Annotated in this window: 24 protein-coding genes; 7 read left to right on the top strand and 17 right to left on the bottom strand. The window is 63.5% G+C overall.

All coding sequences use genetic code 11. From position 1 onward, the window contains the following. Positions 1-27: 27 nt before the first annotated feature. Positions 28-1,236, bottom strand: a complete 1,209-nt coding sequence (locus PLZ73_02635) for an adenosine deaminase family protein (GenBank protein HOO76765.1) — start codon at positions 1,234-1,236, stop codon at positions 28-30. 94 nt (positions 1,237-1,330) lie between these two features. Beyond that, entirely contained in the window at positions 1,331-1,804 is a 474-nt protein-coding gene (rpiB, locus tag PLZ73_02630; protein HOO76764.1) for a ribose 5-phosphate isomerase B, read from the bottom strand. Positions 1,805-1,870: 66 nt separating this feature from the next. Between rpiB and PLZ73_02625 the strand changes: the two genes are divergently transcribed. After that, on the top strand, positions 1,871-2,530 hold the full coding sequence (locus tag PLZ73_02625; protein ID HOO76763.1) for a hypothetical protein: 660 nt from the start codon (positions 1,871-1,873) through the stop codon (positions 2,528-2,530). Between the two features lie 16 nt (positions 2,531-2,546). Here the strand turns inward: PLZ73_02625 and PLZ73_02620 are convergent, their stop codons facing one another. Beyond that, a complete protein-coding gene (locus tag PLZ73_02620) occupies positions 2,547-4,211 on the bottom strand; it encodes an AMP-binding protein (GenBank protein ID HOO76762.1) in 1,665 nt (554 codons plus the stop codon). Positions 4,212-4,318: 107 nt separating this feature from the next. Between PLZ73_02620 and PLZ73_02615 the strand changes: the two genes are divergently transcribed. Then, positions 4,319-4,765 (top strand): NYN domain-containing protein, encoded by a 447-nt coding sequence (locus PLZ73_02615; protein ID HOO76761.1) that lies wholly within the window; start codon positions 4,319-4,321, stop codon positions 4,763-4,765. A 509-nt stretch (positions 4,766-5,274) separates the two neighbouring features. Here the strand turns inward: PLZ73_02615 and PLZ73_02610 are convergent. The 3 genes from PLZ73_02610 to PLZ73_02600 are packed head-to-tail and all read right to left on the bottom strand — an operon-like array spanning position 5,275 to position 6,857. Then, positions 5,275-5,757, bottom strand: a complete 483-nt coding sequence (locus PLZ73_02610; GenBank protein ID HOO76760.1) for a hypothetical protein — start codon at positions 5,755-5,757, stop codon at positions 5,275-5,277. 33 nt (positions 5,758-5,790) lie between these two features. Continuing rightward, positions 5,791-6,324, bottom strand: coding sequence for a hemerythrin domain-containing protein (locus PLZ73_02605; GenBank protein ID HOO76759.1), 534 nt, complete (start codon positions 6,322-6,324; stop codon positions 5,791-5,793). After that, positions 6,303-6,857 carry a metallophosphoesterase gene (locus tag PLZ73_02600; GenBank protein ID HOO76758.1) on the bottom strand — a complete coding sequence of 185 codons (555 nt, stop codon included), beginning with the start codon at positions 6,855-6,857 and terminating at the stop codon, positions 6,303-6,305. Before PLZ73_02600 ends, PLZ73_02605 begins: the two co-directional genes overlap by 22 nt. 198 nt (positions 6,858-7,055) lie before the next feature. On the opposite strand from PLZ73_02600, the gene PLZ73_02595 reads away from it, so the two are divergent. Next, the gene (locus PLZ73_02595) at positions 7,056-7,484 is read left to right on the top strand and encodes a hypothetical protein (GenBank protein ID HOO76757.1); all 429 of its coding nucleotides are present in this window, start codon (positions 7,056-7,058) and stop codon (positions 7,482-7,484) included. Positions 7,485-7,527: 43 nt separating this feature from the next. On the opposite strand, the gene PLZ73_02590 is transcribed toward PLZ73_02595, so the two are convergent. The 5 genes from PLZ73_02590 to PLZ73_02570 all read right to left on the bottom strand — a co-directional run bounded on the left by PLZ73_02590 (position 7,528) and on the right by PLZ73_02570 (position 11,764). Then, positions 7,528-8,049: a nucleoside deaminase gene (locus tag PLZ73_02590; protein ID HOO76756.1), complete on the bottom strand. Its 522-nt coding sequence runs from the start codon at positions 8,047-8,049 to the stop codon at positions 7,528-7,530. Continuing rightward, positions 8,046-8,726, bottom strand: a complete 681-nt coding sequence (locus PLZ73_02585; GenBank protein ID HOO76755.1) for an alpha/beta hydrolase — start codon at positions 8,724-8,726, stop codon at positions 8,046-8,048. Before PLZ73_02585 ends, PLZ73_02590 begins: the two co-directional genes overlap by 4 nt. A gap of 20 nt (positions 8,727-8,746) precedes the next feature. Next, positions 8,747-9,013, bottom strand: a complete 267-nt coding sequence (locus PLZ73_02580) for a hypothetical protein (GenBank protein ID HOO76754.1) — start codon at positions 9,011-9,013, stop codon at positions 8,747-8,749. 421 nt (positions 9,014-9,434) lie between these two features. Then, a complete protein-coding gene (gene hcp / locus PLZ73_02575) occupies positions 9,435-11,099 on the bottom strand; it encodes a hydroxylamine reductase (protein ID HOO76753.1) in 1,665 nt (554 codons plus the stop codon). Positions 11,100-11,131: 32 nt separating this feature from the next. Next, positions 11,132-11,764 carry a TetR/AcrR family transcriptional regulator gene (locus PLZ73_02570; protein ID HOO76752.1) on the bottom strand — a complete coding sequence of 211 codons (633 nt, stop codon included), beginning with the start codon at positions 11,762-11,764 and terminating at the stop codon, positions 11,132-11,134. A gap of 910 nt (positions 11,765-12,674) precedes the next feature. On the opposite strand from PLZ73_02570, the gene PLZ73_02565 reads away from it, so the two are divergent. Beyond that, the gene (locus PLZ73_02565) at positions 12,675-13,121 is read left to right on the top strand and encodes a hypothetical protein (protein ID HOO76751.1); all 447 of its coding nucleotides are present in this window, start codon (positions 12,675-12,677) and stop codon (positions 13,119-13,121) included. Between the two features lie 362 nt (positions 13,122-13,483). On the opposite strand, the gene PLZ73_02560 is transcribed toward PLZ73_02565, so the two are convergent. The 4 genes from PLZ73_02560 to PLZ73_02545 form a co-directional block, all read right to left on the bottom strand. After that, positions 13,484-13,927, bottom strand: coding sequence for a thioredoxin family protein (locus PLZ73_02560; GenBank protein HOO76750.1), 444 nt, complete (start codon positions 13,925-13,927; stop codon positions 13,484-13,486). 98 nt (positions 13,928-14,025) lie between these two features. After that, a complete protein-coding gene (locus PLZ73_02555; GenBank protein ID HOO76749.1) occupies positions 14,026-15,159 on the bottom strand; it encodes an ABC transporter permease in 1,134 nt (377 codons plus the stop codon). Then, on the bottom strand, positions 15,159-16,106 hold the full coding sequence (locus PLZ73_02550) for an ABC transporter ATP-binding protein (protein ID HOO76748.1): 948 nt from the start codon (positions 16,104-16,106) through the stop codon (positions 15,159-15,161). Before PLZ73_02550 ends, PLZ73_02555 begins: the two co-directional genes overlap by 1 nt. After that, on the bottom strand, positions 16,103-17,065 hold the full coding sequence (locus PLZ73_02545) for an HlyD family efflux transporter periplasmic adaptor subunit (GenBank protein ID HOO76747.1): 963 nt from the start codon (positions 17,063-17,065) through the stop codon (positions 16,103-16,105). The genes PLZ73_02550 and PLZ73_02545 overlap by 4 nt, the downstream gene beginning before the upstream one ends. A 99-nt stretch (positions 17,066-17,164) precedes the next feature. Between PLZ73_02545 and PLZ73_02540 the strand changes: the two genes are divergently transcribed. Continuing rightward, on the top strand, positions 17,165-17,617 hold the full coding sequence (locus tag PLZ73_02540; protein HOO76746.1) for a cyclic nucleotide-binding domain-containing protein: 453 nt from the start codon (positions 17,165-17,167) through the stop codon (positions 17,615-17,617). 5 nt (positions 17,618-17,622) lie between these two features. Here the strand turns inward: PLZ73_02540 and PLZ73_02535 are convergent, their stop codons facing one another. Both PLZ73_02535 and PLZ73_02530 read right to left on the bottom strand, forming a co-directional pair. After that, on the bottom strand, positions 17,623-18,519 hold the full coding sequence (locus tag PLZ73_02535) for a cation diffusion facilitator family transporter (GenBank protein ID HOO76745.1): 897 nt from the start codon (positions 18,517-18,519) through the stop codon (positions 17,623-17,625). Beyond that, a complete protein-coding gene (locus PLZ73_02530) occupies positions 18,516-19,982 on the bottom strand; it encodes a hypothetical protein (protein HOO76744.1) in 1,467 nt (488 codons plus the stop codon). The genes PLZ73_02535 and PLZ73_02530 overlap by 4 nt, the downstream gene beginning before the upstream one ends. A 146-nt stretch (positions 19,983-20,128) precedes the next feature. Between PLZ73_02530 and PLZ73_02525 the strand changes: the two genes are divergently transcribed. Beyond that, positions 20,129-21,790 carry a sigma 54-interacting transcriptional regulator gene (locus tag PLZ73_02525; GenBank protein ID HOO76743.1) on the top strand — a complete coding sequence of 554 codons (1,662 nt, stop codon included), beginning with the start codon at positions 20,129-20,131 and terminating at the stop codon, positions 21,788-21,790. Beyond that, positions 21,787-22,371: a hypothetical protein gene (locus tag PLZ73_02520; protein ID HOO76742.1), complete on the top strand. Its 585-nt coding sequence runs from the start codon at positions 21,787-21,789 to the stop codon at positions 22,369-22,371. Before PLZ73_02525 ends, PLZ73_02520 begins: the two co-directional genes overlap by 4 nt. Positions 22,372-22,386: the final 15 nt, after the last annotated feature.

The raw sequence follows: 22,386 nt of genomic DNA, 5'->3' as shown, positions 1-22,386 counted from the left end.
TCGGGGGAAAGGCCCCCTCCCCCCGGCTCATTCCTCGATCCCGAACTCCCGGGCCAGGCGGTCGTAGTAGTCGATGATCGAGCGGACGTATTCGCGTTTTTCCCCGTAGGGGCCGGGGAAGAAGCAGCGTTTGAACCCGTAGATGATGTAATCCTTGAGTTCCTTGGGGGTGATCCGGAAAGCTTCCACCGCCCGCTCGATCTCCCGGGTGACGGTGGTTTTGCTGACGGTCCGGTTGTCGGTGCAGAAGGTGGCGGAAAGCCGGGCGGCGCGCATGTTCTTGAACTGGTGGTTGCCGAGATCCCCGATCGAGGGATTGGTCTGCAGGTTGGAGGTGAGGCAGACCTCGATCGTGATCCGTTTGTCGGCGATATAATGGGCCAGCGCCCGGACGTAGGCTTCCCGGTCCTCGATTTCGGGGGAAGAAATCTTGCTGATGTCGAAGAGGTAGTACCCGTGCCCGATCCGCTCGGCATACAGGTCGGTGATCGCCTGGAAGATCGATTCCGGGCCGTAGGCCTCGCCCGCGTGGACGGTCTTGTGCATGAAGTTCTTGTGCGCAAAGTGGTAGGCCTTCCAGTAATCGTGGGCCGGGTACCCGTCCTCCTGGCCGGCCAGATCGAATCCCACGACCGGGAGCCCGTTGAGGTCCCGGTACTTGACCACGCCCTGGGCCAACTCGTAAGCGGCCAGCGCGTAGATCCGATCGGGCTTGGAGAAGGGATGGGCGTCGAGGAACTGCCGGAAGTAGTCGGAGACGGGACCGAACATGCGCATGGCGCAGGCGATGATCCCGTACTTGAACTCGGGCTCGGCCCCGGAAACGACCTCGGGGCGGCGGTTGAACTCGATCCGGGCCCGGGCGAGACCGCGGTTGACGCTCTCCAGGACCGTGAGCAGGTCCATGGTCCCCATGTGCAGTTGGGGGGCAAAGCGGACCTCGAAGTAGCGCACCCCTTCGGCTAGGTTGTCGAGGGCGAACTCGTAGGCGACCCGTTCCAGGTTTTCCGGCGTCTGCATGGCCCGGCAGGTATAGCCGAAGCAGGTCAGATAATCGCCCAGGCTCTGGTATTTTTCCTTGAAAACCAGCTCGTTGAGGCCCTCCACGGTGTAGGAAGGCAGTTCCATCCCTTCCTGCCGGGCGATTTCGATCAGGGTGGGAATGCGGATGGAGCCGTCCAGGTGCACGTGCAAGTCCGTTTTCGGCGCGCGGAATATGAAATCTTTCGCGATCATCTTTCTTGTCTCCCCGGGTTCGGGCATCTGGTTTTGGTCGGGGATTATAGCAGGCGCCCCGGGCCGGGACAAGACGGGGGACGTTCGGCCCGGTTCAATCCGGCGGCCGTTCCTCTCCGTAGGTCTTTTCCAGCACCGCGATCTTCCGCACCCGGCGCCCGTGCCTTCCCCCGGCGAAGGGGGCCTTCAGCCAGGCCCGGACGGCGGCGCCGGTGTTTTTTTTCCGCCAGGGGCGCCCGGGTAGGACCAATACGTTGGCGTCGTTGTGTTCCCGGCTCAAGCGCGCCTCCCGCGGAGTCCGGACCAGGGCCGCCCGGATTCCGGGCAGTTTGTTGGCGGCGATCGAGATTCCGATCCCGGTTCCGCAGGAGAGTATCCCCAGACTTCCCGGCCGGGAAGCCATCTCCTTCCCCACCGCTTCCGCGAAATCGGGATAATCGACGCTTCCGGGACCGTCCGTCCCCTTGTCGACGACCCGGTATCCTTCTTTCTCCAAGAGCGTGATTACGTACCGCTTGAGGCCGAACCCGGCATGGTCGGATCCGACGACGATGGTGGGCTTGCGCACTTTTCTCCTCCCGGTTGTGAAATTCGCGTTCCGGCAATCCCGATACCGCCCCTATAATAGCGCTTCATGCGGACGATGGCAAAAGCGGCGTTGGCCGCGGCCGCGTGGGCGGGATCGTTCCCCGCTCCGGCGGCCGCGGTCGGTTTCGGAATCAGCTCGGGGGTGGATTACCAGGACCGGTCCTTCGTCACCGGCTCCATCGAGTACGATTGCCGCCAGGTGCTTTTCTTCATTCAGCCCCGGCTCGACCTGGGAAGCGGCTGGAACCTCTACGCCCGGATCGGCTACTCCAACCTGGTCTACGACCGGCCGTCCCAGGGAGGCCGCGACTACGACGAGTGGGGCTACGAGTGGGGCGCGGGCCTGGGCTGGACCCCCTTCCGCTGGTCGGGGTTTTACCTGGGAACCGAGGGCGGTTTTTCCATGACCCGGACTTCGGCTTCTTCGGGGGACGTCGATTATCTCAACTGGGGCGTCGATATCAAGGGAGGATGGGACCTGGGCGTGGTCGACGCTTTCGTGGGGGGAGCCTACGACGACGGCCTCATCCGCGACTCGCCGCCCTCGGACGCCGCCGACTCCTCGCGGAAGGACTACCGGCTCGAACATCCCTTGAGTTTTTTTGCCGGCGCCCGGATCGACGTTCCCTTTCTCCCCCGGATCGAGGGACGCTACTATTTCGGGGAAGACCGTCTGGCGCTTCTGGCGCTGGCCTACGATTTCTGATCCGGCCGGGACCCGGTCAAATCTTGTAGAGGTACCGCTTGATCTTCTGGGTAGGAGTCTTCTCGAAAGGCTCGGGCTGTACTTTGACCCGGGAGATGGCGGCGTAACGGGGCAGTTGGCGGTTGACTTCCTTCTTGATATTTTCCATCACCTTGTTGAGCCAACCTTCCCGGTCCTGCTGCTTGGGCTTGAGGGAGTCGATCGCCTCCCAGTCGGGATAGATCAGGGCGATAGGCCGGCCTTCGGATTCTATGACCAGGGATTCCTGGACGAATTCCATCGAGTTGATCTTGTTCTCGATCTCTTCGGGGTAGATGTTCTGTCCGGAAGGACCGAGGATCATGTTCTTGCTCCGGCCCCGAATAAAGATGAATCCGTCCTTGTCGATTATCCCCAGATCGCCGGTTCGAAGCCAGCCGTCCTCGCCCAGCACCTCGTCGGTGGCGGTCGGATTCTTGTAGTACCCCGCCATGACGTGCTCTCCCTTGACCATGATCTCGCCCGCCTGAGTCGCCGGAGAGGGGGAGTCGATCTTGATCTCGAGGTTGGTTACGACCTTTCCCACCGAACCGGGCCGGTGTTCGTCCCAGGGAGCGTAGGAGATCAGGGGACCGCATTCGGTCATCCCGTAACCGACGGTGAACCGAAGCTTGATTTTCCTGAAAAATTCCTCGATTTCGGGGTTGAGGGCGGCGCCCCCGATGACGATGACCTCGTATTTGCCCCCGAAGGCTTCGCGCAGCGCTTTTTTGATCTTGCGGCGCAGGAGGGACGATATCCCCGGGGTTTTGAGCAGAAGCTTGACTTTCGCGGTATTGATCACGGGAGCGATGCGCTTCTTGAAGATCTTCTCCATCACCAGGGGGACCGATATCACCAGGCAGGGACGGACTTCCGCGAACGCCTCCAACAGGATCTTGGGCGAAGGAATGACTCCGAGAAAGGTGATATGGGCCCCGACCGTAAAGGGAAAGAGGAACTCGAAGCTGCAGGAATAAGCGTGGGCCATGGGCAGGAAGGAGATGATCGGGGCCGGCTGCGGGAGGGTGATGTTGGCGTCTCCGAAAAGGATGTTGGCGACCAGGGAGTTGTAAGGGAGCATCACTCCCTTGGAAAAGCCGGTGGTGCCCGAGGTGTAGACCAGAGCGGCGATGGCGTCGTTGGGGATATCCCCGGGAAGGCGGAACTCTTCGCGGGTGAGGGCTTGACGGGGCGAACGGCTTTCCTCCTCCGCCCATTCCACGGCGGAGACGACGGAGCGGCTGCCGTTGATGACGAAGCGCTCGTTGTCCAAGGAAAACAACCCTTCCAGGGCCGGCATCATCTCCTCGTCCAGCCGGGAATAGATGGCGTCGGTGAGAAAGAAAAAACGACTTTCGGAGTGGTTGACGATGTGGTGGATATCCTCGGTCTGAAAATCGGTCAGGATCGGGACCACCGTCGCTCCGTAGGTGACGACGGCGAGGTAGGCTTCGGCCCAATTCACCGAATTGGGACCGCAGACGGCGATATGATCGCCCCGTTTGACCTGACATTTCTTGAAGAGAAGGTGGAAGAATTTGATCCTGCGACCCACCTGGGAGAAGGTGACGGTTCTTTGACCGTAATCGGTGAGAGCGGGTCGATCCCAATTCTCCCGGATCGCGGTTTCGACGAGGGCCACCAGATTTTCCTTAAGCATCTTTCCCCTCCGGTCTTGATTCGAGCGCGAAACTCGATCATATTCTAACGGCTGAGGGAAAGACCGCCAACGCTTATTGCGGCCCTCGTTCCCGGAGGGAAACGCGGATGGAATGGATAATCGACGGGTACAACCTGCTTATCTCCTACGAATTCGGACACGATTCCCAGGCCCGGGAAGACCTGGGGCGGCAACTGCGCGCGCTCTTCCAGGGCAAAGACGTCAAGGTCACGACGGTTTACGACAGTGCCTGGAGCGACGGGAGCCGGCACCGGAAAATCGCCGATAACGTTTTCGAGACTTACGCCCGCGGGAGCGCCGACGACTGCATCGTCCGGCTGGTCCGCACCAACCGCTACCCCCGGGCGGTGACGGTCGTAACCGACGACCGGGAGATCAAGACGAGAATCCGGGAGTACGGCGCCCGCTCCCTGGGCTGCCGCGACTTCCTGAAACTGCTGCGGCCGGCTCCGCCCGAAAGAGCGGTCCCGGAAAAACCCGAAACCGACTCCGCGGCCGAGATCGAGCGCCTTCTGCGCCTCTGGGGCGGCTGAAGAGAGCATGGAGCAGAGAGCATAGCGCAGAGAGTAAGAGGGGTTCAGGGGAAGAATTCAGAATACAGTATTCAGAATTCAGTAGCCCTCAACCGCGCCCCCTGAACCATTGTCACATGTAGGCATGTAGGGAATGTCGGGGAGAGGGTTAGCCACAAAAGGCGCAAGAGGGCCAAGAAGGGGAAATGAGAGGGTTCAGGGTTCAGGGTTCAGGGTTCAGGAAGAAAGGCCCTAACCATCCATCTTCTCCCCCCCCTCTACATTTCCTACATGCCTACATGTTGAGTTTTTCTTCTCCAATCTGTGAAACCTGCCTGCCGGCAGGCAGGTCTGTGGTTCTACCATGAAGGACATGAAGTTCATGAAGGGAGGATTGAGGGGGCGAGGCGGGGACGCCCTCCCCTCAGCCCCGAACCCTAGGTGGGGGTCTGCGGTGGGATCATACTCCATGCTCTCCTCCTGAATCCTGAAGCCTAGAGGGCCGGCGGTGGCCTCTCTTACTCTCTGCTCTATGCCCTATGCCCTGTGCTTTTTACAGGTGTAAAACTTTCCAGGAGCCTCGGCGGCGCCAGCTTCTCGAAGGTCCGGGCCGGCAGCTCGAGCCTGGCGCCGGGAAGAGACGGAAACGTCAGCCGGAACCAGCGGAGGCCCGGAAAACGCTTGACCGGTGCCGCCTCGATCTCCGACCAGGGGATGAGCAGCGGCGGGTGGAAGAGGCGGAAGAAAAATACCGGAACGAGGTAGAGCCCCGACTCGTCGGCGCCGAGGTTGAGCGCGAGGTTAAGGTTGACCGGCCCCATCCTCGCGGATTGGAAGCGATACACCTTACCCTCGAACATGCCCGGGAAACCGAACGTTTCCGCCAAGGCGCTCCAGCCGCTCAGCCGGGAAATGATCTTCAGGGCCGCGCACCAGGCCCCGACCAGAATCAGGGGGTAGGCGGCGAACCAACCCGGCACCCCCGCCGCCCCGGTTACGACGTGGTGGTCCATCCTTCTTCCGGAGACCCCGCCGCGCGCGGCCCCTCAGCCTCCGAATTCCTCGACCACGGTTCGGTACTTCTCATGGATCATCCTTCGGTCGAACTCCAGGAACTTCTCCAGCATGGCCTGGTCCTCCTCCTCCGTGAAGTAGGCGCGCGCGGCCGGAAAGAAAATCTTGTCTTCCTTCCGGATATGCCCGGGATAGAATCCGGCCAGAGATCCGAGCTTTTCGGCGATCACGGCCTGCGCCTCGACCTCCCCCCGGCGATAGCGGGCGTTGGCCTCGGCCAGAGCCCTGGTCTCGGCCCGGCCCAGAGCGTGTTCCGCTATCAATTCGTCCATAAGCCGCCGATCGGCTTCCGAGAGCTTCTTGCCGGCCAGCTCGCGGAAGAGGATGTCCTCTTCCTTCCCATGGTGGGTGCGGTCGGCGTACGTCCGGATGAAATCGACCGCCGCGTCCACGAAAAGGGGATCGACCCGGCCCGCTGCCGCGATGTCCGCCAGCGCCTCCTCGATCAGGGCGATCATCCTCTCGATCAGGCGGTGCTCCACCATCAACGGTCCGCGTGCTTGCATCGTTCCTCCTTCGCCCGGCCCGGTTGCCGGGATCGAACCAGCCCCGGGTTGTCTGGCCGTGCCGCCATGATATCATCCAGGCGTTCCAACGACACGGGGGCAAAGCCGTTGGCGTCCACTCCGACGTCCCATTGTTTCCCGACCGGCTCGAGCCGCCCGTGCGAATGGCCGTAGAGCTGCCAGCTGTTATAGTGAGAACGGGGCCATACTCTCATGGCGTAGTGACAGACGACGATATATCGCCCTTCAACGGTCTCCTCCCACAGTTCGTGCGCGTCGGGACCCAGCCAATAGTCGTGGCTTCCCCGAATGAAGATATGGCGGCCGTTCAGCCGGGCGATATACCCCCGCGCCTCTTCCGGGCTCTGCAGGGTAAAATCGCCGGCGTGGACGACCGTGTCCCCGGCTCCGACGGCGGCGTTATGCCTCTCGATCAGTTCCCGGTCCATCTCCCCGACGGACGAAAAAGGCCGGCGGCAGTATCGGATGATGTTGGCGTGCCCGTAATGCTCGTCTGCCGTGAAAAAATACATGTCAGCCGTTTCCTCCGCCGTCGTTGATTGTATTTTCCTCAACGTCCGCCGAAGCGCGCAAGCACTTTGTCGCCCCCGCGTTTTCTCCGGCGAGCCGATGAGAGAGCAACGTTTCGAAGAAGTATTGTTTGACTTTTAATGGTCGATACGCAATTTTACGAGGATTCCGATAGACCGATCCGAAAAAAGGAGTCGACGATGATCGTTCGCCACCGCTTCAGTCTGATTCCGGTACTGTTGCTGAGCACGGCCTGCTCTGCCGTTCTCCATGCGGGAGAGGAGGCCGAAGGCCTGGAAATTTCGAGCCGACCTCAGGAGTTCTCCTGCCTCTATTACGGGGTGAAGGAAGAAAACGGGGAGACGGTGGTTCCTCTCCGGTTCCGGAACGCGACCGACAGGGAGATCGTCAACATCCTGGCCGGTTTCCGCGTCCGCCGGGCCGACGACGGGAAACTCGTCTACAGCACCGGGGTCACCTACGGCTTCCCCATCCCTCCCGGGGAGACCCGTGACTTCACCCTCTTCCGCTGGCTGCCGATGAAGCCGGACGTCAGAAAAGCGCTGGTGGAGGAGAAAGACCGGCATAGCGTCGCCCTCGTCGTCGACGAGATAACCTTCGCCGAATAAGGGTGTCCGCCGGAGGCCTGCGCCCCGGCCGGATACGGTCCCCTCACCGGTGGGGGGGGAGCGGCAGTCCGGCTCGTTTCCTGATCTCGTCGCAGCGGCGGAACAGTTCCCGGCAGCGAAGGCGCTCCACGTGCGGAACCACTTCGCACCCGCGGTCCGCGAGCGCGCGGGCCGCCAGCTCGGCCGGCGTCAGGTCCGAAGACTGCGGCCAGTACGGGTGCGCGTCCTCCATGGTCGACGCCCCGTAGACGACCGCGTCCACCTCGGCCCAGAGGCAAGCCGACATGCACATGGGGCACGGTTCGCAGGTGCTGTAGAGGATGCAGCCCCGCAGGGAGAGCCGCCGCAGCCGGCTCGTCGCCCGGCGCAGAGCGTTCATCTCGGCGTGGGCGGTCGGGTCGCATTCCTTCATGACGGTGTCGACGGCTTGCGCGACCAGCGCGCCGGATGCATCGTAGACCGCGGCCCCGAACGGCGAAGGATGCGCGCCGTGAAACGAGGAAGCGGTGAACTCCGCCAGCGCCCGCATCCTTTCGCCGTGCCGGGCGTCGGTTCCGCCGGTCATGGGTGCCTCCTTCCGGCCGCGGCGGCCGACAGGAGGAGACGGTTGCAGCGCTCGGGCATATCGGCCATGGGAACGTGCGACGACGGCACCTCGATGCCGGTCCACTCCCCGCCGGCGGCGGCGAGGTTGCTCCGGGCCAAGCGGGTGACGGGGAGAAAATCGCTTTTGGTGCAGAGGATGTACGTCTTTGCCGTCGACCGCAATCGTGCCGGATCGTACCGGAGTTTTTCCAGGTAAGGGGGGGCCGGATCCGGCAACTCCGGACGCGCGGTTCCGGCGGCGGCGAGGCCCAGGTTCAGAAGATCGAACAGCGACTGGCCGGGAAGGGGGAAAGCCGCGTCGACGTAGACGAGCCGGCGGACCTTCTGCGCCAGGCGGGCGGCGACGCCGGTGACGACCATTCCGCCGTAACTGTGGCCGACCAGGACGATATCCCCGAGATCGTCCCCGGTTATCAGGGCCTCGACCTGCCCGACATGCCCCGTCAGGTCGCTGCGGCGTTCGTCCGCCAGCGTCGGCGCGAACACGCGGTGTCCCCGTTCCCGCAGCGCGGCCGCGGTGCCGTCCCAACACCGGGCACCCAGAAAACCGCCGGGGGGATATACCTCCCTGCCGGCGAGCCGGTTCCAGGTATCGGTGGATATGGTGCCGCCGTGAACCAGAACGTAATCCGCCATCGTAACCGCTTCAGCCTTCTCTAGGTCTGAATTTTAAAGGTCGCGGCCTGCACGGCTTCCGCCCGGGCCTGATCGGCCCGATCGATCCAGAGGGAAACCGTCATGAGCCACCCCATACTCCCCCGCATTCCCGCGCCGGCTGTCCCGTCATGCCGCTGGATATCGTACGGTATGCCGGCATCTTCCAGGGCACCGACGAGCCGTTTGGCATCCGGAATCTCGTATTCGCCCAGGAAATGAAGTAGATCTTCTCCGCCGTCGGATAGTGTGGTCTCCAAATCCGTCATTCCGACAATGTACTATGTCCACCTCAAAATTCCCAGAAGACAACGCCCCTTCCCGGGGCGAAAAGTCGCTCCGCGCTCCCCGTGCTTCGCTTGTCTACCATGAAGGACATGAAGGGAAGAGGGTTAGCCACAAAAGGCACAAAAGGGCACAAGAGGAGAGAGTTCGGGGTTCAGGGGAAGAATGTACCATGAAGGCCGTGCAGAAAGAGAACATTAACCGCCGAGAGATGACACAGAGGATTCAGGGGAAGAATTCAGAATACAGAATTCAGTATTCAGCAGCCCCCACCTCACCCCCTGAGCCATCGTCACATGTAGGCTTGTAGGTAATGTAGAGAAAGAAAGGGGGCGAGGTAGGGACCTCTATGCTCTACGCTCTATGCTCTATGCTCTATGCTCCATGCTCCATGCTCCATGCTCCCTACTTCCCCTCCATCATGGCGGCAACGTCGGCCTCGGGTTCCCCGATGGGGCGGATGTCGAACTTCTCCACCAGCACCCGGGCCACCGCGGGAGAGAGGAACGCGGGGAGCGTGGGCCCGAGCCTGATCCCCTTCACCCCCAGGTGCAGCAGGGCGAGCAGGACCGCGACCGCTTTCTGCTCGTACCAAGCGACGTCGAACGAGATCGGCAGCCGGTTGACGTCGTCCAGGCCCAGCACTTCCTTGAGCTTGAGCGCCACCACCGCCAGGGAATAGGAATCGTTGCATTGCCCGGCGTCGAGGATCCGGGGGATTCCCCCGATTTCCCCCAACCCGAGCTTGTTGTAACGGTACTTGGCGCAGCCGGCGGTCAGGATCACGGCGTCGTCGGGAAGAGACCGGGCCACCTCGGTGTAGTAGGAGCGACTGGGGAAACGGCCGTCGCAGCCGGCCATGACCACGAACCTGCGGATCGCCCCCGAAGCCACGGCTTCCACCACCTTGTCGGCCAGCTCCAGGATCTGATCGTGAGCGAACCCCACGGTAATCGTCCCCGTTTCCAGTTCCCGGGGCGGGGCGCTCCGGCGGGCTTCATCGATGACCGCGGAGAAATCCTTGGATTTCCCCGGTTCCCGGTCGGGAATGTGGCGGGCGCCGGGATAGCCGGCCATGCCGGTGGTGAAAAGCCGCTGAAGATAGGTGTCCTCTTTCTTCAGGGGTACCAGGCAGTTGGTGGTGAGCAGAACGGGGCCGTTGAAAGCCTCGAACTCCCGGTTCTGGCTCCACCAGGAACCGCCGTAATTTCCGGCCAAATGCGCATACTTGCGGAAGGCGGGATAGGCGTGGGCGGGAAGCATCTCCCCGTGGGTGTAGACGTCGATGCCGCTCCCCTCGGTCTGTTCCAGGAGTTCCTGGAGGTCCTTGAGGTCGTGGCCGCTGATCAGGATTCCGGGGTTCTTCCGCACCCCCAGCGAGACTTCCGTCGCCCGGGGATGCCCGTAGGCGTCGGTGTTGGCCCGGTCAAGGGCGGACATGACCGCGACCGCGTATTCTCCCGCTTTCATCACCAGGGCCACCATCTCGTCCACCGGCAGATCCCGGGTGGTCGAGGCCAACCCCTCCATAATAAAACGGTAGATCCCGTCGTCCTCCACCCCCAACACGGCGGCGTGGTCGGCGTAGGCGCAGATCCCCTTGATCCCGATGGTCAGCAGCTCACGCAGGGACCGGACGTCCTCGTCTTCGGTATCGAGCACTCCCACCCGACCCGCTGTCTCCTCCAGGTCCCGGCGCGAGGCCCGCTTCCAGAGAGCGGGAGGAGGAAGTTCCTCCTGGAATTCGGCGCCGTTCTTCTCCCGCCAGGCGGCGAGAAAACGCTCCCGCAGCCGTTCGCGGACCCCCAGCGCTACCTCGATCAGGTCGACAAAGCGCCGGTCGTCCCAGTTGGCGTTGGTGATGGTGGCAAAGAGCGCCCGGGCGACGAACCGGCCTTCTTCCCGTATCGGAAGCCCCAACTCGGCCGCCTTCTCGGCGTAGACCGAAATCCCCTTAACCGCGTAGATCAACAGATCCTGGAGGTCGGCGGTCGCCTCCGGTTTGCCGCAGACTCCCCGCACCGTGCATCCCCGGTTACGGGCCGTTTCCTGGCATTGAAAACAAAACATGGCATACCTCCTCGGAACCGATCGGTTCCCGTTTATTGTGACTCGTCTTTCACTTTTAAAGAGCCCGCGTCTCCCCGCAACGAGGCTTCCAGAAGTTTCCAGCCCAGCTGGACATGCCGGGGCAGATCGAACTCCCCGTCGCTGAGGTGCCAGAGAAAGGCGGCGGGGTGTACGATTCCCACGAAGACCAGGGCCAGGGTTTCCGGCGGGGGCCCGGGAGGCAGCAGACCATCCTCCCGGCCGGAGCGGATGATGCCGGCCACCGCCTCCAGGAGGCCGACGATCCCGGCGTAGAGGGCGGCCCGGCGCCGGGGGTTGCCCCGGCAGATCTCGTCGTTGAAGGCGATCCGGGCCAGGGCCCGATTCTCCACGATCAGGCGGACCTGCCGGTTGAGCAGATCCTTCAGGCGCCGCACCGGATCCGGAGTGGCCCGGCGGACTTCCTCGACGTTGGCGCGGATATGCGCGAGGATATGGTCGAGGACCCGGTCGATCAGTTCCTCTTTCCCGGAAAAGTGCCGGTAAATGGCCGAGGGGACCAGCCCCACCCGCCGGGCCACGGCCGCCATGCTCAGGGCCCCCACCCCGCCGGCGTTGATCAGCTGGGCGGCGGCTTCGACGATCTGTTCCCGGCGCGTTGCGGTATCGAGTTTTTCCAGGCTCATGGTTCCCTCTCGATGTGAATGTTTGTTCACATACTAGCACTCCGGTTCCGTGGCGCAAGAAAAAATGCGAAAAAAAACAAACCACAGGACACAGGGGGGAGGGTTCGGGAGGAGAGCACGAGGCACAGAACATAGAGCCGGTTCAGGGTTCGGGGTTCAGGGTTCGGGGTTCGGGCCCCCGCCCTCGGCCCCTGGAGATTTCTGCACCTGATTTCTCTGATTAACTCTGATTGGGGGAAGGGAGAACCACAGACCTGCCTGCCGCAGGCAGGTTTCACAGATTAGGGGACTGAAATTACACAGATTGAAAAATAGTAGGGTATTCCCACTGTCCGCCGCTGGGCATCTTCAGCTCGACCTCAAATCGTTAAATCCCCTTGTGCCTTTTGTGCCTCTTGTGGCCGACACTATCCCTTCATGAACTTCATGTCCTTCATGGTGAGCCCACAGATCTGCCTGCCGGCAGGCAGGTTTCACAGATTGGAGAAGAAAAAAACTCACCATCGAGGCATGTAGGAAATGCAGAGGGAGGGAGCCGATGGATGGTTAGGGCCTTTCTTCCTGAACCCCGAACCCTCTCATTTCCCCTTCTTGGCCCTCTTGCGCCTTTTGTGGCTGACCCTCTCCCCTTTATTACCCACATGCCTTATGTGACGATGGTTCAGGGGGCGAGGCGGGGGCTACTGAACTCCGATTAACGCTAAAATCGATATAACTACGGTATTCCGGCTGTTGACAAAAGAAGATGAGGTCGGGATATCGCACACCTGATATACTATAAATATGATACGGAAGAGCATTTCGATCGGGAATCTTCACGAGTCCTCGGCGCGACCGGATCTGACTTTCTGGCGGACCAGAGGGGCATCGGAACGCATAGGGGCCGTGGAGTCGCTGCGCAGGCAAATACATGGAAGCTCAACCAGACTTCGAAGAGTTGCTCGCGTTGTTCGACGAGCAAAAGGTTGAATACGTTATTGTCGGAGCCTATGCCCTCGCCTACCATGGGGCTCCACGGTTCACCGGCGACATCGACATCTATGTACGTCCCACCAAGGATAACTCGACACGCATTATCGCCGCTCTCTCGTCCTTCGGCTTCGGCTCGCTCGGGCTGAAAAAAGAAGATTTTCAGAAACCCGAGCAGATTATTCAACTTGGAGTCCCTCCCGTACGAATCGACCTCATCACTTCCATCACCGGTGTGACATGGGAGCAAGCGAATTCAGGCAAGGTCGCCGGGAAATACGGTGATGCAGACGTCCATTACCTCGGACTACGTCAGTACGTACAGAACAAGCGTGCAACCGGTCGAAAGAAGGACCTGGCCGACCTGGAAGCACTGGGCGAAGCCTAATCGCCGATCCATCGCCTAGAGTCTACGCCGACAAGCCGCCTCAATTCAGCAGCCCCCTCCCCCGTTCTCCAGAGATTTCTGCACCTGATTTCTCCGATTAACTCTGATCGAGGGGAGGATCAGCCACAAAAGGCGCAAGAGTCACAAGAGGAAAAACTTGCGCTTCGCTTTTTCCTCATCCGTGTAACTTTAGTTTCCTAATCTGTGTAACCTGCCTGCCGGCAGGCAGGTCTGTGGACTTATTGGGGGGAGCGGTTGAGGGCTACTGAATTCTGTATTCTGACTTCTTCCCCTGAACCCCTCTTACTCTCTGCCCTGTGCTTTTCACAGGTGCAAAAATCTCCAGGGACCGCAGCGGGGGGTCAAGGCGCCCCAATCATGCTCCGGAGGTGCTCCACGTAGGCTTCGGCCCCGCCCGGGCGGTAGCCGGTCTTCCCCACCAGGTTGCCGGCGGGGTCGAGAATGATGACGGTGGGATAGCCGCGGACCCCGTATTTCTGGGCCAACTCCTGGTTCTGGCGCTCCAGGATCCGGCTCTGCTTCTTGTTCCGGGGGAAGTCCAGAACGACACAGACGAGGTTGTCGCGGGCGTAGTTCTTGAAGGCCGGGTGTTGGAAAACCTCCCGGTCGAGCTTATGGCACCAGCCGCACCAGTCCGAGCCGCTGAAATCGAGGAGCATGTGCTTTTTCTGGACGCGGGCACGGGACGCGGCCCGTTCGAAATTGGTCTCCCAGGACTGGGCGCGCGCCGCCGCCGCCGGGAGAACGCACGCCGTCAGAATCAAAATCGCCCATTTCAATTTCATCGCCCTTCCTCCCCTCTGAATGCGGCCCGGGGCCGGTTGCCGTTGCCGCTTATGGTAACGGCCCCGGCGGCCGCGGGCAAGACCGAACCGGCGGGGTATCAGTCCAGCGTACGGCGGAAGCGGATCAAGCCGACGATCAGCGCCCCCAGGAAGAACGCGAGCAACGGCCAGAGATGGGGCGTAATCTCCGTCCAGCCGTTTCCCTTGAGCAGAATCCCCCGGACGATGGGGAGGTAATGGGTCAGGGGGAGGACGTTCCCGACGGCCTGCGCCCAGGCCGGCATTCCCCGGAAGGGGAACATGAAACCGGAGAGGAGCATGCTGGGGAGGAAGAAGAACACCGCCATCTGCACGGCTTGAAGCTGGTTCCGGGCCAGGCTGGAGAAAGTCATTCCCACCGAAAGATTGGCGAGGATGAAGATGGAGGTCACCGCCAGAAGCAGGAGGATGCTCCCCTCCATCGGCACCTGGAAAAGAACCCGGGCGCCGAGGAGAATCAGCATGACCTGCATGTAGCCGATGACGATAAAGGGAGTGATCTTGCCCAGCATCACCTCCAGGGGCCGGACCGGGGTCGAGAGCAGGTTTTCCATCGTCCCCCGCTCGATCTCGCGGGTCAGGGCCAGCGCGGTGATGAAGACCATGGTGTTGGTGAGGATAACCCCGATCAGGCCGGGAACGATGTTCACCTGGGTGCGGCGTTCGGGGTTGTAATCGAGGTGTACGCGCAGGTCGAAGGGAGCGGGCGTCTCCCGGAGCCGGGCCAGGGGGCCGGTCAGTTCCCGCGAGATCGCCCGGCTGAAAACCGTATTCACCGCGCTGACCGCGTTGGCCACCGCCGAGGGGTCGGTGGCGTCGACTTCGAGCAGAACTTCGGGCCGGACGCCGCGGACCAGGTCCCGGCCGAAATCCTCGGGGATGCTGAGGATGAACTGGACCTCCCCTTCCCGCAGGAGCTTGCGGGCGGCGGCCTCGTCGGGAAGGCCGGGGACGAGTTCGAAATACTGGCTGACCTGCAGCGCCGCCGTCAGGGCCCGGGAGAAAGGGCCGTAATCGGCGCAGACCACGGCGGTGGGAAGATGGTGGGGATCGGTGTTGATGGCGTAGCCGAACAGCAGCATCTGGATGAGGGGGATCCCGACCAGCATCCCGAAGGTGAGCCGGTCGCGGCGCATCTGGACGAACTCCTTGCGAATCACCGCCGCCAAACGTCGAAACGAGAAAACCGCCATCAGCCGAAATTATCCCGGGATTTTCCCATCAGGTGGATGAAGACGTCTTCCAGGCTCGAGGTGATCGGCTGCCAGCGGTATGGCGCTATCCGGAAAGGCTCGAGCTCCCGGGCCAGCCGTTCGGGGTCGGGGCCGCTGACGTGAAGGCTGTTCCCGAACGCCGCCGCCTGCTCCACCGCCGGAAGCTCCCGGAGCTTATCCGCCAGCCGGCTCAGGTCCGGCCCCTCGACCAGCCAGGTGCTCAACCCGGCGGCGCGGATGACCTCCGCGATCGTGCCCCGGGCCAGGATTTTTCCGAAGGAAAGGTAGGCGATCCGGTGGCAGCGCTCGGCTTCGTCCATGTAGTGGGTGGTGATGAGGACGGTCAGGCCTTCCGCGGCCAGGTCGTGAATCTCGTCCCAGAAATCCCGCCGGGCCTTGGGGTCGACTCCGGCCGTGGGTTCGTCCAGGAGCAGCAGACGGGGCTGGTGGAGCATGCAGGCGGCCAGGGCCATCCTCTGCTTCCAGCCCCCCGAAAGCTCTCCGGCCAACTGGCGGCTGCGGCCCCCCAGGCCGAGTTTCTCGATCCCTTCGTCGACCCTTCGGCGGCGGTCCGGCACTCCGTATATCCGGGCGATGAAGTCGAGGTTTTCCCTGATGGTCAGGTCGTCGTAGAAGCTGAACCGTTGGGTCATATAACCGATGTTGCACTTGATCAGGAGCTGCTGGCGCAGAATATCGTAGCCCAGGCAGGTGCCCTCCCCGGCGTCGGGGATGAGGAGTCCGCAGAGCATGCGCAGGAAGGTGGTCTTCCCGGAACCGTTGGGCCCGAGAAAACCGTAGATTTCCCCGGCCTCGACCCGCAGGTCGACGCGGTCGACCACGGTTTTTCCCCGAAAGCTTTTGGTCACGCCCCGGACATCGATGGCCGGGAAGGAGCCGGAGGCTGTGGACGGCCCCCGTTTCATTCCCGGGCCGCCGAGGCCGGCGGGTAGACCTCGAGGGGCTGCCCGGGATCGAGCCCCGCGATCGGGCCGGCCGGGAGCGCTTCGACCATGTAAACGAGCTTGCTGGAGTTGTCCCGGCTGAAGATCACGGGAGGCGTATACTCCGCTTCGGGGGAGATATAGTCGACGACCGCTTCCCGCAGAGTTTCATCCCCCTGGAGACGGTAACGGACGCTCAGGCCCCGTTTCAGGGAACGCAGCGCGTCCTCGGGGACGAAGAAACGGATCTTGATGTTCCCGGGAGGGAGCAGGGCCACCACCGGATTCCCCGGGGCCACGTACTCCCCGACCCGATACAGGGTATCGAATACCAGCGCCGACTGGACCGTGAACTGGGTCTTTTCCTCCAGGCGCCAGACCGCTTCGGCCAGGGCCGCTTCCTGCGCCCGCACCTGGGCCGCCGCCGCCTGCACCTGGTCTTCCCTGGCGCCGAGGCGCCCCTGGGCTACCTGCTCCCGGGACTGGGCCACGGCCTCGACGGCCTGGACGTGGGTGAGGCGGGCCTGGTCGTAGTCGTTGTCGGAAACGAAATTCTTCTCGTGCAGGGGCTCCAGGCGTTCTTTCTCCAGCCGGGCGATCTCGGCCCCGGCGGCGTTCTGCCCGACCTGTGCCTCCAGGGCGGCGATCTCGTGGGGCCGCAGTCCCTTTTTCTTGTCCTCCAGCTGGGAGCGGGCCGAATCGAGCTGAGCCTGCGCCTGCGCCCGCTGGTCGTCCTCGGGCGAAGACTCGAGGACGAAGAGGGTTCTCCCCGCCCCCACCGTGTCCCCCCGGGCCACGGCCAGTTCCAGAAGCCTGCCCCCCCGGGGAGAAGCCACGTAGACGAACTCGCCTTCGACATACCCTTGAAAATAAGCCGTGCCTTCGCCGGAGCATCCGGCCAAGACCGCCAGCAACGCCGCCGCGCCGATCAGTTTTCCCATCTTCACTTCTCCCCGAACCCGGTTAAATCGTGTATAGTCTACTAAAAGGCGCCGGCGCGCTCAATCGCGGCGCGAGGCGCCCCGCACCGAGGATGCGCGATGGACCCGGAAGCGGTCAGTCTTAAATACCTGCGCGAACACTGCCTCTTCGGGGGCATCACCGACGACAAGATCAAGGCGATCCTGCCCCTGATGGAAGAGGTCTCCTTCGCGGCCGGAAGCGACATCCTCAGCCAGGGAGAGTTCGGCGATCGGATCTATTTCATCCTCAAGGGGTCGGTGGAGGTGCTCAAGGACCACGGCGACGGCACGCTCCAGCGGCTGGACATCATTCCCGAGGGCGAAACCATCGGGGAGATGGAGGTCCTGGAACCGGAGCGGGGCGCGGCGACGATCCGGGCACTGGAACCGATCCAGGCCCTTTCCCTTTCCAATGCCTGCCTCTACCACGTTTTTCGGGAAGACCCCGCGACCTTCACCCTGATCATCCTCAACCTGGCCCGCCTGATCGTGCGCCGGATGCGCAAGCTCCAGGAGCGGGTGATCGGATAATCCTTTCACTCCCGCGCCTCGGGCGCCGACGCCGGCTCGAGATGGACGGTAGCGGTCATTCCCAGCTCCCGTTCCACGGCGCGCTCCAGGCCGGTAGCCAGAGCGTGGGCGCGTTCCAGCGAGGTGTCGCCGGGCAGGCGGATGTGAAAGGTGAGTTCGGTGTGGGAACCGTATTCGTGGAGATGAACGTGGTGGGGGACCACCGACGGTTCCGGCCCCCGGGCGCAGATGTCCCGGAGACGCCCCAGCAGTTCCGGGGACGGCGCTTCGCCCAAGAGCGGACCCAGCACTTCCCGGAAGATAGCGTAAGCGGCATGAAGGATCATCAGGGAGACCAGCAGTCCCAGGACTCCGTCCACCCACCAGAACGCCCCCCCGAAGAGTATCCCCGCCAGGATCACCAGGGAGGAAAGCGCGTCGCTGCGATGGTGCCAGGCGTCGGCCTTGAGCGCGGTATAGCCGGTTTTCCTCCCCGCCCAGGAGGAAAACCGGGCCATGGCTTCCTTGATCACGACCGATGCCGCCGTCACCCAGATCGCCGCCGCCCCGTATTCGGCCCGGCGCCCGTCGATGAGGCGGTGGACGGCGTCCCCCCCGAAAAACACCGCGACCATGGCCAAAAGAACGCCTATCACCAGCGAGGCGACGGGCTCGGCGCGGCCGTGCCCGAAGGGGTGGGCGGCGTCGGCCGGCTTGCGGGAAACCTTGACTCCGGCCAGGACCAGGATGGAGGTCACCGAATCGGAGAGGGTATGCCAGGCATCGGCGGTGATCGCCACCGAACCCGTCGCCAACCCCACCGCGTACTTGGCGGCGAAGAGCAGGCAGTTCAGAGCGATCGAGCCCCAACCCTCCAGGTAGGGGAGCTTGGAATCGGGCGCGCCCGGCCTGACCCTGTTCATTCCTCAGTCCTCCGGCGACGGATCCTTTCCGCCGCGTACACGCCGATGATTGCCGCCCCCGGCATCCAGGGCAAGAAATATCGAAGGTTGCCGTAGACGAGGCTGCCGGCGTCGGAAGCGAAGAAACTGGCGTAAAATGACCAGCCCGCTCCCAGGGAGAGGAGGAAGCAGATCCAACAGACCCGGTCCGGGGAGGGGAGGCGGCGGAGCAGAACGACTCCCAGGGGGAAGAGCACGAGGACGAAGGAGCGGGCCAGGGCCGGATAACGCTCCGTGTCCGGGGAGAAACCGGTTCCGGAAAAGGGATCGACGAAGACCTCGTAGAGGTGCCGGGGTATGTCGGCCGGACTGTAGGCCCGCAGCGTCTGGTCCCCGATCCCGGTCCGGGCCCGGGAATAGTAGGGGGTCCGGAACGGGGAACCGAAACAGGCTTGGTGACTGGCCAACACCCCGATTCCGATAACGGCGGCGCACCCGGCGGCGACCGCCCAGGCCCGCCCCCCCCGGCCGCGCAGGGCGGCCCAGGCGCAGGGGAGGAAAAGAACGGCGTCCACGTAGCGGGCGGCGAAGACCCAGCCCAGGCCCAGGCCGACGACGGCGCCCGTCCCCGCGCTCCTGCCCCGTCGGCGGGCGGCGCCCAGTGCCAGGAATACGGCCAGGACGGCGGTGCTCACGGCGCTGCTCCAGGGGATGAGAAAGAACTCCACGAACGCGGGCCCCAGGGAGAAGAACGCGGCCAGGAAAGCTCCCGGGCGTCCCAGCAGCGAGGTCCCGGCCCGGTATACGGCCCCCACCGCCAGAAGGTAGAGGAGAAGATCGGCGGGGAAGAAGGGGTTGACCGGCGCCAACTCGAGAAAGGGCACCGCCAGAACCGGATACCCGAGGCCGTACCGGTAGCTCGACGGGTTCAGGCTCCCGCCCGCGATTTCCCGGGCCATGCGGTAATAGCACCTCTGATCGTAGCGGGTCCAGATCCCCCGGTCGGCGGCGGAGCGGGGGGCATGGGGTTCCCGGCTGTAAGCGGCGAAGTAGAAAACGGCAGCGGCCGCCCACACCCAGAGCAGGGGGCGGCGCAACGGGGGGGAGAATTCGACCCTGAGACCCGCCGCCGCCGCCAGGATCGACGCCAGCCACGCCAGCAGCACCGCGGCGAAATATCCGCCCCAGAAAAGAGGCAGGCCCAGATGCCGGGAGTAGAGAGCGTAGGCGACGGAGCCCGCGGCCCAGAGGAGCGCTTCGGGAAGACGGAACCGGCGGCGGCAACGCGCCGGCCGGAGTCTTCCGCTCAAGACGAGACGGGCAGCCACGACCGCCCCCAGCAGCAGCGCGGGGTTGCGCGCCGAATGCAGGGAAACCCGGACCGGCCCCAGTTCGAAACCGGTCCCCCCCGTGAGAACGGCGGCGACGACGGCGCCGGCCAGGGCCAGAGCCGCCAGATCGAGACCACGTCGGATTGCGCGCATACCTTCCTCCGCCCGGGCACCCGTAAATTTTCATTGTATCCGATACCGGCGACCGCGCCAAGCGGTCCCCGGTTCTCCCCGAGCCGGGGACCGCTTTCCGCTTGCGGCGATTCCTACCTCCATGTAGGATTTTCCGGTACAAAGCCATGCCCGAATCAACCAAAAAACACGAGGTCCGCCGGGAAGTCGAAGAACTGCTCCTCCTCTTCGAGTTGAGCCAGGTACTCGATCGCACCCTCGACATCCGGGACGCGGTCGAACCGCTGCTCAAGGCGGTCGCGCAGCGGATGGGCCTGCTGCGCGGGACCCTGACCCTGCTCAACCGTCAGAACGGGGAAATCTCGATCGAGGCGGCTTACGGGCTCTCTCCCAGCCAGCGCAAGCGCGGACGCTATCGGATCGGGGAAGGCATCACCGGCAAGGTGATCGCGGAGGGAAAGCCGGCGGTGGTACCCCGCATTTCCGAAGAGCCGATGTTCCTGGACCGCACCGGGGCCCGGGGCGGCGAAGAGTTCACCTTCATCTGCGTCCCCATTAAAATCGGCGCCGAGGTCATCGGCGCCCTGAGCGTCGACCGCCCCATCACCCCCGACCCGTCTCCGCAGGAAGACCTGCGCCTCCTCTCCATCGTCTCCTCCATGATCGCCCAGGCCGTCCGGCTCCGCCAGGAAGCCCAGGAAGAGCAGATGCGCCTGCGGGAAGAGAACATCCGCCTCCAGGCCCAGCTCCGCGACCGCTTCCGCCCCTCCAACATCCTCGGCAACTCCCGGCGGATGGAACAGGTCTACGATCTTATCCGCCAGGTCTCGGGTTCCGACGCCACCGTGCTCATCCGCGGCGAATCGGGAACCGGGAAAGAGCTGGTGGCTCAGGCCATCCACTACAACAGCCCCCGCGCCGCCCGGCCGTTCGTCAAGGTCAGCTGCGGCGCGCTGCCGGAAACGATCATGGAAAGCGAACTCTTCGGCCACGAGAAAGGAGCCTTCACCGGAGCGGTGCGGCAGCGGGCCGGGCGGTTCGAACTGGCGAACGGGGGGACGATATTTCTCGACGAGATCGGGGACATATCCCTTTCCACCCAGGTCAAGCTCCTGCGCGTGATCCAGGAACGGGAGTTCGAGCGGGTGGGGGGAACTGAAACCGTCAGAAGCAACGTCCGGGTGATAGCCGCCACCAACCGCGATCTGGAAGCGATGATCGGGGCCGGAAGCTTCCGCCAGGACCTCTACTACCGACTCAACGTATTCCCCATCCATCTGCCCCCCCTGCGCGAACGGCGCACCGACATCCCGCTACTGGCCGATCATTTCGCCGAGCGCTACGGCAAAGCCAACGCCAAAAAAATCATCAGGATTTCGACTCCGGCCATCGACATGCTCATGAGCTATCATTGGCCCGGAAACGTCCGGGAACTGGAAAACTGCATCGAGCGGGCGGTTCTGCTCTCCGACGACGGAGTCATCCACGGGCACCACCTCCCCCCCACCCTTCAGACCGCCGAAGCCAGCGGGACGGCGGCGGCGGGTCCCCTGGGGGAGGCGTTGGAGCGGATCGAGCGGGAGATGATATCCGAAGCGCTTAAATCCGCGCGGGGGAACATGGCCCGGGCGGCCCGGGCGCTGGGCCTGACCGAGCGGATCATGGGGCTGCGGGTGAGCAAGTACGGGATCAACCCCCGCCGGTTCAAGCCGGCGGCGGAAGCGCGCGCAACGCAACCCGGGCCGGCGGGGGGTTCGCCCCGCGCGACCGGCTCGGAACGGAAAAACGGCCCCCCCAGCGGGGGGCGAGAAAAACGGAGGCGGGAATGAAACGGATCTTGGTCTCGATGGCGGCGCTGGGAGCGCTCGGAGCCGGGCTGGCGGCGGCCGGCGGCGGCTGGGTATATACGGAAACGCCGGATTCGGGCTCGATCCCCCCGGGACCGGTCGCGGGCGAAGCCAACGGCCGGGCCTTCGAAGTCAAAGCCGTGTACCTGCAGCCTTTCTTCGACAACTGGAGCCTCTACCTCACCACCCAGGAGATGGAGGAACCCACCGCCATCATGAACGAGGGGGAGTACATCAATATCGATCTTCCCCGGGAACTGGCCGCGGGGAAAACCTACACTCACGAGATGGGGTACGGGGGCGGGTTCTTCCAGATCCTGAGTCCTTCCAGTCCCGGGGAGACCACGAGCTGGAACGCGGAAAACGCCTGGATCCTGGAAATCACCTCCTGGGACGTCAAGCCCTTCGATCCCGACGGGGATATCTTTCAAGCGGCGGGGACGGCCTCGGGGCGGATCTACGTCAGTTACCAGGGATACGGCGATTTCAAAAACTCGGGCGCGGCCGGGACGTTCGAGAACGCCGTCGTCCGCTATATGGGCGACCCCGGCTGGACCCAGTAAATCCGGGAGGAGACG

The organism is bacterium (assembly GCA_035380285.1).
Lineage (GTDB): Bacteria > Auribacterota > Erginobacteria > Erginobacterales > DAOSXE01 > DAOSXE01.
Note: the sequence above shows the minus strand (reverse complement) of the source record. Positions and strands in the feature narration are given on the sequence as shown.